Annotated in this window: 8 protein-coding genes; all 8 read left to right on the top strand. The window is 55.7% G+C overall.

The window, feature by feature from the left end; genetic code table 11:
* Positions 1 to 300 precede the first annotated feature (300 nt).
* The 8 genes from ACP7A4_RS05080 to ACP7A4_RS05045 all read left to right on the top strand — a co-directional run bounded on the left by ACP7A4_RS05080 (position 301) and on the right by ACP7A4_RS05045 (position 13,593).
* Positions 301 to 1,368, top strand: coding sequence for an ABC transporter substrate-binding protein (locus ACP7A4_RS05080; RefSeq protein WP_059764249.1), 1,068 nt, complete (start codon positions 301 to 303; stop codon positions 1,366 to 1,368).
* A gap of 117 nt (positions 1,369 to 1,485) precedes the next feature.
* Positions 1,486 to 2,301, top strand: a complete 816-nt coding sequence (locus ACP7A4_RS05075; protein WP_203302701.1) for an alkaline phosphatase family protein — start codon at positions 1,486 to 1,488, stop codon at positions 2,299 to 2,301.
* Complete coding sequence (locus ACP7A4_RS05070) at positions 2,298 to 3,134, top strand: ABC transporter permease (RefSeq protein ID WP_059764253.1); 837 nt, start codon at positions 2,298 to 2,300, stop codon at positions 3,132 to 3,134. The genes ACP7A4_RS05075 and ACP7A4_RS05070 overlap by 4 nt, the downstream gene beginning before the upstream one ends.
* Positions 3,121 to 3,921, top strand: coding sequence for an ABC transporter permease (locus ACP7A4_RS05065; protein WP_203302700.1), 801 nt, complete (start codon positions 3,121 to 3,123; stop codon positions 3,919 to 3,921). The genes ACP7A4_RS05070 and ACP7A4_RS05065 overlap by 14 nt, the downstream gene beginning before the upstream one ends.
* Positions 3,918 to 4,907 (top strand): ABC transporter ATP-binding protein, encoded by a 990-nt coding sequence (locus ACP7A4_RS05060; protein WP_059764257.1) that lies wholly within the window; start codon positions 3,918 to 3,920, stop codon positions 4,905 to 4,907. Before ACP7A4_RS05065 ends, ACP7A4_RS05060 begins: the two co-directional genes overlap by 4 nt.
* A 34-nt stretch (positions 4,908 to 4,941) precedes the next feature.
* Positions 4,942 to 5,595, top strand: a complete 654-nt coding sequence (locus ACP7A4_RS05055; RefSeq protein ID WP_059764259.1) for an HAD family hydrolase — start codon at positions 4,942 to 4,944, stop codon at positions 5,593 to 5,595.
* Positions 5,596 to 5,751: 156 nt separating this feature from the next.
* Positions 5,752 to 9,717: an RCC1 domain-containing protein gene (locus ACP7A4_RS05050; protein ID WP_426245803.1), complete on the top strand. Its 3,966-nt coding sequence runs from the start codon at positions 5,752 to 5,754 to the stop codon at positions 9,715 to 9,717.
* A gap of 357 nt (positions 9,718 to 10,074) precedes the next feature.
* Positions 10,075 to 13,593 carry a hypothetical protein gene (locus ACP7A4_RS05045; protein WP_426245801.1) on the top strand — a complete coding sequence of 1,173 codons (3,519 nt, stop codon included), beginning with the start codon at positions 10,075 to 10,077 and terminating at the stop codon, positions 13,591 to 13,593.
* Positions 13,594 to 13,629: the final 36 nt, after the last annotated feature.

Raw genomic sequence — 13,629 nt, 5'->3', positions numbered from 1 at the left:
CGCGCTGTTCAATAGCCGCGCCGTGAGACTGCCAAGCCTAGGCAGATCACATGACTGTTCGATGACACGCCTGGCCATCATGCCCCGACCCATGCGGCCAAAGCCCCTGAATCCGGGGCTTTTGGCATGGTCTACGCTTACCCGCAACAAGTACTGAAACCCCAACTGGGCCGTGTCTGGTGGAGGCCGACATTAAAGTGTCATACGTGCGCCTTAAATTGGCTCAGGTATTGCTGACCTAGACCAACCCACTGCAAAAAATCAATAAAACCCAGCGTGAAAACGCCCCAGGAGCTACGGATGAAACAGTTTTTTCTGGCATCACTGTTAGGTTCAAGCATTGCCCTGTGCACCACGGCCATGGCCGCTGACGTCGACTTGAAAACCCTCGAAGCAGCGGCCCGTGCCGAAGGCACTGTCAACAGCGTGGGCATGCCCGATGACTGGGCCAACTGGAAAGGCACGTGGGCAGACCTGAATAAGCTTTACGGCCTCAAACACATCGACACAGACATGAGTTCGGCACAAGAAGTGGCCAAGTTTGCGGCCGAAAAAGACAACGCCAGTGCCGATATCGGGGACGTGGGTGCAGCCTTCGGCCCGATCGCCGTGGCCAAAGGCGTCACCCAGCCGTACAAACCGACAACGTGGGAGCAAATCCCGGATTGGGCAAAAGACAAAGACGGCAACTGGGCATTGGCCTACACCGGCACCATTGCGTTTATCGTCAACAAAAAACTTTTGCACGGCTCCGAAGTGCCGACCACGTGGTCCGACCTCAAAACCGGCAAGTACAAAGTGTCCATCGGTGATGTCAGCACGGCGGCGCAAGCGACCAACGGCGTCTTGGCTGCCGCGATCGCCAATAAAGGTGATGAGACCAACATCCAGCCCGCGTTGTTGATGTTTGCCGACATCGCCAAACAAGGTCGCTTGTCACTGGCCAATCCGACCATCGCCACGATGGAAAAAGGTGAAGTGGAAGTCGGCGTGGTCTGGGATTTCAATGGCTTGAGCTACAAGGCAAAAATGGCTAACCCCGATGATTACGTGGTGCTGATCCCCTCCGATGGCTCGGTGATTTCGGGTTACACCACCCTCATCAATAAATACGCCAAGCACCCGAACGCGGCCAAGCTGACCCGCGAATTCATCTTCAGTGATGCGGGCCAGACCAACCTGGCGCGAGGCAATGCGCGGCCGATTCGCGCTGAACACCTCAAGCTGCCCGAAGACGTGCAAAAACAACTGCTGCCAAACGAGCAGTACAAGAACGTAACGCCGATCAAAGATGCCGCTGCCTGGGAGAAAACCTCCAAAGCCCTGCCGCAGCTGTGGCAAGAAGAAGTCATCATCAACATGCAATAACCCCGTAGAAGCTGCCGAGGCACGGAGGCGGCGATCTTTTTATTGAGCAAAAGATCGCCGCCTTCGCCAGCGCCTACGTGGCCGGGAAGCACCTGTCCCCCTGTTTGCGAGTCGTACATGAAACACAACGTGATTCTGGTGATCCTCGACGGTTTGAATTACGAGGTCGCCCGCCATGCCATGGGCCATCTGCAGGCGTATGTAGGTGCCGAGCGCGCCGCCTTGTACAAACTCACGTGTGAGTTACCTGCGCTATCGCGCCCGCTCTATGAGTGCATCCTCACGGGCGTGCCGCCCATCGAGAGCGGCATCGTGCACAACGCTGTTTCGCGCCTGTCCAACCAACGCAGCGTGTTCCATTACGCGCGTGAAGGCGGACTGAGCACCGCCGCCGCGGCCTATCACTGGGTGAGCGAGCTGTATAACCGCTCGCCATTTGTCATCGCGCGTGATCGTCACACTCAAGCGCCCGACCTGGCGATTCAATACGGGCATTTTTACTGGAGCGACCACTACCCCGACTCGCACCTGTTCGCAGATGCCGAACACCTGCGTACGCAGCACGCTCCCAATTTTTTACTGGTGCACCCGATGAACATCGACGATGCCGGTCACAAACACGGGCTGGACTCTGCGCAATACCGCAACAGTGCGCGCTCGGCCGACATCATTTTGGCCGACTACCTGCAAGGCTGGCTGCAGGCGGGTTACCAGGTTTTGGTCACCGCCGACCACGGCATGAACAACGATCGCTCGCACAATGGCTTGTTGGACGAAGAACGCCAGGTGCCGCTGTTTGTTCTGGGCGATGCGTTCAGTTTCAACCCGGATGTTGAGCCCAAACAAACCGAACTGTGCGGCACCGTGTGCGAGCTGCTGGGCGTTGCCCATGACAAACCGCTGTGCCGCGACCTGTTGAGGCCCGCCGTATGAGCCGAGGTAAATGGCTCGCGCTGTTGTGTCTGGTGCCCTTCGCGGTGTTTTTTATCGTGTTCCAGATCGCGCCGCTGGTGTGGGTGTTGATCCACAGCGTGCAATCGGAAGACAGCGGCTGGGGCCTGGCCAATTTCAGCAAGATTTTCAGCTCCAGGTTTTACTTGCAGGCGATCCAGCACAGTCTGGAGATCAGCTTTTGGTCCAGTGTGTTTGGCATTGTGATTGCCGTGCTCGGCAGCTATTCATTGCGCAAAGTGGATTCGCGCCTGCGCAATTTCGTTAACGCCTTCGCCAACATGACCAGTAACTTCTCCGGAGTGCCACTGGCGTTTGCGTTCATCATCCTGCTGGGGTTCAACGGCAGCATCACGATCATGCTCAAACAGGCGGGGATCATCGAGGATTTCAACCTTTACTCGAAAACCGGGCTGATCATTTTGTACACCTACTTTCAGATTCCACTGGGGGTGTTGCTGCTGTACCCCGCCTTCGATTCGCTGCGTGAAGACTGGCGCGAGTCAGCCTCCTTGCTGGGCGCCAACAGTTGGCAGTTCTGGCGCTTCATCGGTCTGCCCGTGCTGACCCCCGCCCTGCTCGGCACCTTCGTGATTTTGCTGGCCAATGCGCTGGGCGCTTATGCCACGGTGTACGCACTGACCACGGGTAACTTCAACGTGCTGCCGATTCGAATAGCCGCAATGGTGTCGGGTGACATCAGCCTGGACCCCAACATGGCCAGCGCTCTGGCGGTAATTCTGGTTGGGCTCATGACCTTGGTCACGCTGGTGCACCAGTGGCTGCTAAAGAGGACCTACCATGTCGCGCGCTGAATCTGCGTCGGGCAATGTGTACCACCGCTGTGTGGTGTGGCTGTTGTTTCTCATCCTGCTGCTGCCGCTGCTCGGCACGCTGGTTTACTCCATTGCCAGCAGTTGGTCGGCGACCATTTTACCCAGCGGTTTCACCTTCAAGTGGTACAGCCAACTCTGGGGTGACCCGCGCTTTTTGACCGCCTTCGGCCAGTCGTTGCTGGTGTGTGTGGCCGCACTGGTGCTGTCGGTGGTGCTGATTTTGCCGCTGCTGTTTGTCGTGCATTACCACTTCCCCAAACTCGATGCGCTGATGAATATCCTGATCCTGCTGCCCTTCGCTGTGCCGCCGGTGGTGTCATCCGTGGGGTTACTGCAACTGTATGGCTCCGGCCCGCTGCAAATGGTCGGTACTCCGTGGATTTTGATCGGCTGTTACTTCACGGTGGCGTTGCCGTTTATGTACCGCGCCATCACCAACAACCTGCAAGCGATCAACCTGAGAGACCTGATGGATGCCGCGCAACTGCTGGGCGCCAATACGTGGCAAGCCGCATTTCTGGTGGTGCTGCCCAACCTGCGCAAAGGCTTGCTGGTGGCACTGTTGCTGTCGTTCTCATTCCTGTTCGGCGAGTTTGTATTCGCCAATATCTTGGTCGGCACCCGCTACGAAACCTTGCAGGTGTTCCTGAACAACATGCGCAACAGCAGCGGGCATTTCACCAGCGCGCTGGTGATCTCCTACTTCCTCTTTGTATGGGTGTTGACCTGGGTTGCCACCTTTCTGAACAAGGACAAAACCCCATGAGCTTCGTCAGCGTCGAACACCTGCAAAAGAGCTACGCCTCCACCCCGGTGTTCAGCGACATCAATTGCAGCATCGCCCAGGGCGAGTTCGTCACCCTGCTCGGCCCTTCGGGTTGCGGCAAGTCCACCCTGTTGCGCTGCATCGCGGGGCTGACGCCGGTGGATGATGGCAAGATCCTGCTCGATGGCGAAGACATCGTGCCGTTGAGTCCGCAAAAGCGCGGCATCGGCATGGTGTTCCAGAGCTATGCGCTGTTCCCCAACATGACCGTCGAGCAAAACGTCGCCTTCGGCTTGCGCATGCAAAAGGTCAAGGCCACTGACAGCCACAAGCGCGTGGCCGAGGCCCTGCAACTGGTCGAGCTCAATGACTTTGCCAAGCGCTACCCGCATCAGTTGTCTGGCGGGCAATGCCAGCGTGTGGCCCTGGCCCGGTCGCTGGTCACCCGCCCGCGCCTGTTGCTGCTCGATGAGCCGTTGTCTGCGCTGGATGCACGTATTCGCAAGCACTTGCGCGAGCAAATCCGGCAAATTCAGCGTGAACTGAACCTGACTACGATCTTTGTCACCCATGACCAGGAAGAAGCGCTGACCATGAGCGACCGTATCTTCCTGATGAATCAGGGACGCATCGTACAAAGCGGTAATGCACAAACCTTGTATGCCGCACCCGTGGATGCGTTTGCGGCAGGCTTCATCGGCAATTACAACCTGCTCGACCCCGAGGCGGCCAGCCGTCTGTTGCAACGCCCGGTCAGTAGCCGTATCGCGATTCGCCCGGAAACGTTGGGCTTAAGCCTGCACGGTGAACCCGATGCACTGATCCGCAGTCACAGCCTGCTGGGCAATGTGATTCGCTATCGCGTCGAGGTACGCGGCGTGGAGTTGATCGTCGATGTGCTCAACCGCTCACCGACCGATCTGTACCCCGACGGCCAACGCGTGGCACTGTCCATCGATGCAGGCACCCTGTGTGAGGTAGCCTGATGTTCTTGAATTCACTGAAAAGAGAGCTGCGCTGATGGCCTTGGCAATTTTTGATCTGGACGAAACCCTGATTCATGGCGACTGCGCCACCCTGTGGAGCGAGCAAATGGGCCGCCTGGGCTGGGTCGATCCTACATCCTTCATGGCGCGCAATAACGAATTGATGGCAGCGTACAGCCGGGGTGAACTGGCGATGGAAGACTTCATGGCCTTCAGCCTGGAGCCGTTGATCGGCCGTACACCTGAGGAGGTCGCACATTTGGTCGAGCCGTGGGTAGAGGACCGCATCGAGCCGATCATTTTCAGCGATGCCTGCAAAGCAATCGCCGATCATCGCAAAGCCGGTGACCGGATTCTGGTGATCTCGGCATCAGGTACGTATTTGGTGAAACCGATTGCTGAGCGTCTGGGTATCGATGAAGTGCTGGGTATCGAACTTGAGGTCAAGCATGGGGTGTATACCGGGCACACTGTCGGCACCCTGACCTACCGCGAGGGCAAAATCACGCGTTTGCTGGAGTGGCTGGACGCCGAGGAAGAAAATCTGGAAGGCGCGAGTTTTTATTCCGATTCGCGTAATGATTTGCCGCTGTTGAAGAAAGTCGATCATCCGCATGTTGTGAATCCTGATCCGGTGTTACGTGAACACGCGCAACAGGCCGGGTGGCCGATTCTTAATTGGGTTTAACCGCCTCCCGCTTCGACCAGGGCCCGGCTGGCGCCCCACGGCAAGGCCCTTGAGCACAGGGGGAAACCTAGGCTCACTGTCATTTCTGACAGTAGCGCAGCCTTGGCATTGAGTATGAAATGACTCCAGTCATCACGACAATCTGGAGCCGTCACAATGCATACGCCACTGACCACCCTTCAACCGATAGACATTCCTGGCTCAACCGGTGCTCTAGACAGCGGTGAGTTGGGTATCAATCTTGCCGCCGCGCAAAAAAACTTCCCGGACAGGGGCCTGCAAGTTCGGATTAACCCCTGGACTAACATGGCTCCCGGCGACAGGCTTAATGTCATCCTGACGGATAACAGTGGCCCCGTTATCGTGGCTAGCAAAAGCATTAATATCGGTGAAGAGAATCAGATTGTTACTGCTTTTATTGCGTCTTCACGTCTTAAAGAAGGCTCTTATAGCATCAGCTATAACGTACTGCGCACAGGGGCCTCAACGCCCGAACCCTCGGTCCCGGTAGATATCTACGTCAAACTGACACTGCCAGGCGGCCAGGATCAGAATGGTGACACCCCCGGCCATTCGGCACTGCTCTTTCGCTTACCCGAAGAGGTTATCGCGAACGGCGTCGATAAAGAGATGGCAATGGCGGGCATCAAAGTCACCATCCTTCCTTATATGCATATTACCGAGCTGGACATTATCGACTTGATCTGGGGCTCGCAGCACATCAGGCACGAGGTGAGCAATGCGCAAGCTGAAAACCCGATACAGAACCCTATTGAAATAGTCGTCGATTATGAAACGATTCTCGCTGCCGAGGATTCGGATGAGTTACCGGTGGCCTTCGAGGTCTATGACCTTGTTGATAACCAGTCTGAGGACTGGAGTGCAGAACAACGTATCGTGGTGGATACCGCGAGCAATCGGCTACTACCCCCCATTCCTAGAAAACTGGTGAATGGCAACACTCTGGATCTAGACCTGCTTGAGGGCGAAACCACGGATGTGGCTGTGGCCTGTTTTCCACCTGCATTTTCCAGTGGGGACAATTTAGTTCTGACACTCAAGGGCACCACGATAGCCGGCGTCGCCGTGTTAGAAACCTACGCACAGCGCATCGAAAATGTCCCTAGTGTTTATGACATCCCTGTTTCCGTTGCTCTGCTGCGCACGTTAGTCAAAACGACCGTCTCGTTTTCCTATGAGCTGACCAAAGGCAATGGCTCGGGGACATTTAAGTCCAAGGCCACTTTTGCCATAGTCACAGGACAGCCTTACCTGCTTAAAGCCCCGACAGCTATCGACGCATCGGCGGGCGCGCTCGACCCTGACCTGATCGAGACCACCATCGAAATCCCATTCGACGCGTCCATGAACGCCGGTGATTCGATTGACTTGCAATGGCTCGGCACACTGCCCGACGGCAGCATCTATTTACCAAAACTGCGGCCGCACTTGATTACCGGTTCAGAGTGGTCTGCCCAACAACCCATCAATATGTATATTGACGGGCAGCATCTAAAGCTTATCGAGGGGGGAACGCTAGAGCTTTTTTACATACTGATGAGTAGTGATTCCGAACGTAAATCACTGCATACCGCCCGGTTGAATGTCGGCGAACCCCGTGCAGAGTTGCCTGCACCTCATGTCGACAAGGTGGATGGCGTCATTGATCCTGAGCTGTTTCCGCGCGGCGTCACACTGATTGTGCCGATGTATAACGGCATAGAGGCTGGCGACACCGTGCATTACAACTGGGTCGGCTCCAAAACCGGCAAGACCGAAGACTGGATCAAACTCAACAGCAGTTCGGCTACGCGCGAAATTCCTTTTCAGATCGCCAAAGAACACGTCACACCCAATCTGGGCGGCACGATAGAAGCGTCTTATTGGGTTGAGCGTGCCAACGGTAATGTCAGCCAATCCAACATCTTGCCCCTGAGCGTGGGCGAAGCTCAAAGCGAACTGCTTACCCCTGCCTCTATAGAAGGGGTAGTCGAGGGCGGGGTTCTGGACCTGAAAGGAATTGGTGAAAAAGGCGAAGTCATTGTCACGATAGAACCCTGGATAAGTTCTCCTGAAGACCCCAATAACGAAATGAATCCGGGGGATCAGGTATTTATGACGTGGACAGCTGCCAATGGGGCCGCTCCCTACACTGATTACCGGTCCATTAGCGGGAGCATGGACAATAAACCTGTGCTTTTCTATGTTCCCTATGCCGACGCCATCAAGTTTCTTGACGCGACTGTAACCGTGACCTATAGCGTGGATCCGTATGACGCTGAGGCTGATGACAGAACATCGGCACCCTTGACGTTCGTGGTCAGCCTTGCTGAGAGCCAGTTACCGGCGCCGCAGATCAAGGAGGCGAGGGGCGACATCCTCAATCCTGGTGACGCGCGCGAGGGGGCTACGGTTCTGATTCAAAAGGCCGGCCTCAAAAAGAACGACCAGGTCACTCTTGAATGGAAAGGCCAGCCTGGCAGTGGCACGGTGTCGAAACATAAAACCGTGAGCCAGGATGGTGAAGATCTTGAAATCACGGTCGAGTACGCGACGGTTGTCGCCAATGACGGATTCGATATTGAACTGTTCTACAACGTAGCGCGTGCAGACGGCTCGCCGCAGGATCCTTCGGCGAGCGCAGAATATAGCGTCATGAGCACGGTCGGCTCAGGTGTGATAAAGGTGATGGGCGCGCGCTACAACCGCAGTACCTCTCGGGCATATAGCTCATCGCAAATATTGATGGCTTTTAACGCCAACACTAACCAGCCCCTTACGGCTCAATGGCAGTATCAGGGTGATACAGCGTGGGTGGCTGCCTCCGTGTGGCGCGACACTGCGCCCTGGAAAGTCCTTCAAGTGCGCACCACAGATGATGCCGTCAATTTAAACCCGGCCAACATTGTTGGCTCCGGCCATGAGAGCTATACCTCAACCTACTCGGCCTTCGTCGCTCATCGCAACAAAGGCGCCATGACTGGCTGGGGCCACGGGAGCAGTGGAGGCGACATTCCGTCGACCATCATCACCTATGACGATGTCGCCGAAGTCAGCTGCACCCACAGTGCTTATGCAGCACGCCGGCTAGACGGACGCGTGGCGGTCTGGGGAGCTCCCGGCGAGGGCGGTTCTTATAATTTACCGTTGTCGGACTTTGTAGAGGTCATCCCCAATACGGTTGCTTTTGCGGGGATTAAAACCGACGGCAAGATCGCGGCATGGGGCACCGTAGCGAATGGGGGTAAAGTTCCCCCTAAGCTCTCGGAGTATGACGACTTTCGTCATCTGTACGGTTCCGGAACCGCGTTCGCCGGTCTGCGCAACAATGGCGCAGTGGTTGCCTGGGGCGCTGCCGGCATGGGAGGGACCGTCCCAACCGACATCGCTGGACTGACGGACATCAAGCAAGTTGTTGGCAATTTCTACGCGTTTGCAGCGGTCCGTGCAAACAAACGCATCGTAGCCTGGGGCCATGCTAGTTATGGTGGTGCCGTCCCGGCAATCATTGCAAGCCTCGATAATGTCGATTACATCGCTAGCGGAAACTTCTATGCCTTTGCCGCGCTGCTTGAGACCAAATCTGTGGTGGCATGGGGAGCTTCCACGTATGGAGGAAGCGTCCCCTCCGACATCGCCGGTTTGACTGATATCGTATCGGTTGTGAGCACTTGGTCATCATTCGCGGCAATCAGGGAAAACGGCCATGTTGTGGCCTGGGGCGGGTCTGTCAATACGGGCGGAACGGTGCCAGCCAGCATCGCGCAGTTGGACGATATCGTACAGGTGGCCGGTAACAGCAACGCATTTGCGGCCTTGCGTAAAAACGGCAGGGTGGTGGCATGGGGGCTGGCATCTACCGGTGGGGATGTATCGCCTGTGGCCTCGCACCTGACCGATGTTCAAGCGATATACGCCAACAACAATGCCTTCGTAGCCCTGACCTCCGACGGCCGTGTCGTGACATGGGGGGATCCGACCGGTGGTGGCAACAGCAGCGCTGTCCAGGAGTTCCTCAAAGATAAAGTCACCTACAAAGCCACAAGCGCGTCACGTGGCCGTGGGCTGATGGCTAACCGCTGGTTGCTTAAGCACACGTCGTCCAAACCTCAACCCCGCTGATTCATCTGCATTTAACCGTTATTCCGGCGCGCCTGCGGGCCGCCGGATCAGTTAAAGAAGCCAGAGATCAGCGATGTCGAGGCTCCATTTTTGCGTAAAAGCGCGAGTCAGCAGCCGTCACAGATGCTCGTCTGGGTGCGAGATTGAACCTGCGTATTATTTAAATTGCGCGATCAAGCAGTGGCATCACGACTATCTGCTGTACCTCTCGTTTACAGCGGGAGGCCATAACCATGATTGGAAGCTCCCCCTCTCCTGTGCCTGGCTGCACAACAACGCCAACAGGACTCAGGCGTTAGTTCACACCTAAGTCCACTTCAGAGCGCAACACAAAAACATCGCCTCGAGGATAAGACAATGACTCGATTTACAACTCGCCTGTTCCCGCCTGTAAACCAGGACAACTCGACACTTACGTTGCGCCCGATCCTGATTTCAGGTTTGGCTAGACCGGTCGTGGATGCTGATGGCGGGATAGGACACAGTGTGGTTTATGGCAGTTCGTTCGGCCTGCTCTGCGCGATTGACCCCTACAACATGATGAGCACCAACGACAGTATTGATATTTACTGGGGCGCAGGTAACAAGATCGCCACGCGGCGGGTGAGTGCCTCCGAAGTTGATACGCGACTGTTTCTCTATCTGCCAGAAGACAAAATCGTACCCGGCCTGATAGACGATGTGTATTACACGCTGAACCGCGTTAACCCCACAACACCTCCCGAAGACTCCATCCCCCTCACCTTACTGGTCAAGCTCGATTTGCCCGGCGGCCCAGACGGCGATCCACATCTTCCCGGACATTCAAAATTGAAGAAGCCGGGGCTGCCCCAGGATGTCATCGACAACGGGGTCAGCGCCGAATGGGCCAGCAGAGGCGTACCCGTCGTGATAGAGAACTATCCCGGGAGATTCCGCCGCGATACCGTGCAATTGAAATGGGGAACTGTCTTTCTACGTCGGCCAATCACGCCAGAAGAAGCCGCCGGTACTGCACCAGTCACTGTATTAGTCGATCAACAAACGATTCTCTCCGCAGGCGATACCAACCAGCTGCTCGTGGAGTATCAGGTATTTGACGAGGTGTGGAATTTCTCCGAGGACTGGTCGAAAAACACCAAGGTGGCAGTGGAGGCCGGCGGCTGGCGCCTTGATGCGCCCATCATCAAGAATGTCAACGCGGCCGGCATCATTGATTTCGAACAGCTTGGTACGGCAGATGTGATTGTTCAAATCGTTGTTCGCGCCAGTGATTTCGGCCCCGGCGATTCAATCATCATGAACTGGCTAGGGACATCCATGAATGGCGCTATCGTCCCTCACGAAGAACGCTTTGACGGTTTCAATATCCCCTCCGTCATTGACGCAAGGGTGCCTAACGCCAAAATCAAAGACATTATCAAAGGGTCCGCCGTGGCCTCTTATATGGTCATGCGAGGCAATGGCGATCCGCCCGTCTCCTCAAAAAGGGCCTTCGCCAAAGTCATCGGTGAGACTAATCCGTTGGCCGCGCCCTATATTCTTGAAGTCGTCGGGGACACTCTGGAACCCTCGAATAATTGGGCAACGGTACAAATTCCTGCGTCGCAATTGATCAAAGCCGGCGACACTCTCGACGTCATCTGGCTGGGCACCACCGTCAGCGGTAACCCGTATGTTCATGAAATCCAGCACTCCGTGACCAGTAACGAGGCAGGCAAAGTCCTCACCCTGTATGTGGAACCTGAACACTTCACAGGCCTGGCAAACGGGAAACTGGATTTATCGTATACCGCCTTCAACGATGATCGTGTGCAGACATTCGGTACCAGCAAATCCGACCATTTACTGATAAACGTGGGCGAATTACGTCAGGAATTGCCTGCCCCAAAAGTTGAGCAGGCGCCTGATGATGTACTAGAACCTGAGTGGGTTCCCAACGGTGCGGATGTACGGATTAATTACCTTGGCACTGAGCCAGGCGATGTCGTGACCTACTTTTGGACCTCTTTTTCGCCAGAAGGAACTGTCAGCGACTGGATACCCATCACGATAGGATCTGCTGGCAAACCTGTGGGCTTTCACGTGCCGTACTCATACATTGAGGCCAGCCGAGATGTAGGTGCCAAAGTTCGCTACAACGTGCTGCAAGCCAGCAATGGGCTATACCGTTACTCCGCTACTTTGCACTTGAGAGTGGAATCAGATAAAGCACCCATCATTGCTTCGGTCCAGGACTCTAACGGCACAGATATCGTCAATGGTGGCACCACCCGCGACACACACCTGAGAGTGTTTGGGACAGGCCGCGCCAGATTCAAAGTTGAAGTGTTCGACGGTGCCAACTCACTGGGTGAAGCCGCCGTTGACCCATCAGGAAAATGGAGCCTAGAACCGGGCACGCTAAGCGTGTCCAGCCACAGCTTTACCGCAAAGGGGCTGTATGGCGAGCAATTAATCTCTCTGCCGTGGACGCTCACCATCGAGGAGCCGGTTTTTCCTGCCATTACCTCACTCAAGGATTCAAATAATCTGGAGATCCCTAATGGTGGGGCCACGACGCAAACCCAGCTAAAACTGGCTGGCACAGCATTGGCGGGTGCAACGGTTGAAATTTTCGATGGCATAAAATCTTTGGGCCAGGCCCTCGTAAGTAGTGCCGGAGAATGGGTGTACACACTTAGCGGGCTGACCCTGGCAGCGCACAACATCACCGCCAAAGGCCTCTACGATAACCAACCCACTTCAGCCGTCTGGTCATTCACCGTCACAGACGAAGTCGTACCGCAGATCTCTTCAGTCAGGGATTCTAGCGGGGCAGCTATCGCCAATGGAGGTAGCACCAGCGACACCAGCGTGACAGTAAGCGGCCGTGCAGAGGCCAGTAAAAGCGTGGAGATCTACGATGGCAGCACCGCCAAGGGCAAAGTAAACGTTAACGCCGCTGGTATTTGGACTTACACACTCAACGGACTGGCCTCGACGGCGCACAGCCTCACGGCAAAAGCGTTGTATGGCAACGCCTTATCCTCTGCACCGTGGACCTTTACCGTGACCGTCCAAATAGTGCCTCTCATCAGCTCAGTCAAGGATTCGGGAGGAACAGAAATCCCCAACGGCGGTACAACGACGTCTACCAGTTTCACAGCAGCCGGCACGGCAATGCCAAGTGAGAAAGTGGAGATCTTTGATGGCGCCACGACCAAGGGAGTGGCAAACGTAGACTCAAACGCAAACTGGATCTATTCACTGCCAGGGCTGGCTACAGGATCCCATAGCATCACAGCCAAAGCGCTGTACGGGAGTGGCCTTACTTCAGCCGCACGGGTTTTTACTATCTCAGTGGCCACGCCGCCACTCGTCATCGATAACGGTGACGCACGTTTGTCCGGGCATATTTATATTTTCCCGCAAGGACAGGTTCAATCTCAGCACGGGTCAGGCAACTCACTGACTCGCACCCCCAGCAGCGGTGTTCCCCCTTACACCTATTACTCATCCAATACAGACGTTGCGAAAGTCGACTCCAGCTCCGGGTACGTCCGTGCATTCGGCAACGGGCAATCCAACATTACTGTGCAGGACAGAGCGGGACAGCGGCAAACCTATCGCGTCATCGTTTCAGGTGTCACCCAGATCCTGTATGCAGGGAGTGGATCACAACCCTCATTAACCCGATTCGCGCAGTCAAAAGGAGGCTGGTTACCGTCGCGCGGCGACATGTCCAGGATTTACCAAACGTTCGGCGGAAGTGGTTTTCCCTTTGGCGGACCACTCTGGACCTCAGACGAGGCGTTCTTCTTCCCTAAAAAGTATTGGGCCTACAACTTACTGAACGGTTCCACCTTCGCTTACTTGGACTTTATTAGTTGGGACGCACTGTACTTGAAAAAATAAACCCACCCCGCCCCTGAACGCCTCATCCGAGGCGTT

The organism is Pseudomonas sp. TWR3-1-1 (genome assembly GCF_049896545.1).
Lineage (GTDB): Bacteria > Pseudomonadota > Gammaproteobacteria > Pseudomonadales > Pseudomonadaceae > Aquipseudomonas > Aquipseudomonas weihenstephanensis.
Note: the sequence above shows the minus strand (reverse complement) of the source record. Positions and strands in the feature narration are given on the sequence as shown.

Coding starts and splice junctions, on each gene's coding strand:
- ACP7A4_RS05055 (WP_059764259.1), top strand. CDS start 4,942: ATGGCCTTGGCAATTTTTGATCTGGACGAAACCCTGATTCATGGCGAC.
- ACP7A4_RS05070 (WP_059764253.1), top strand. CDS start 2,298: ATGAGCCGAGGTAAATGGCTCGCGCTGTTGTGTCTGGTGCCCTTCGCG.
- ACP7A4_RS05060 (WP_059764257.1), top strand. CDS start 3,918: ATGAGCTTCGTCAGCGTCGAACACCTGCAAAAGAGCTACGCCTCCACC.
- ACP7A4_RS05080 (WP_059764249.1), top strand. CDS start 301: ATGAAACAGTTTTTTCTGGCATCACTGTTAGGTTCAAGCATTGCCCTG.
- ACP7A4_RS05065 (WP_203302700.1), top strand. CDS start 3,121: ATGTCGCGCGCTGAATCTGCGTCGGGCAATGTGTACCACCGCTGTGTG.
- ACP7A4_RS05050 (WP_426245803.1), top strand. CDS start 5,752: ATGCATACGCCACTGACCACCCTTCAACCGATAGACATTCCTGGCTCA.
- ACP7A4_RS05075 (WP_203302701.1), top strand. CDS start 1,486: ATGAAACACAACGTGATTCTGGTGATCCTCGACGGTTTGAATTACGAG.
- ACP7A4_RS05045 (WP_426245801.1), top strand. CDS start 10,075: ATGACTCGATTTACAACTCGCCTGTTCCCGCCTGTAAACCAGGACAAC.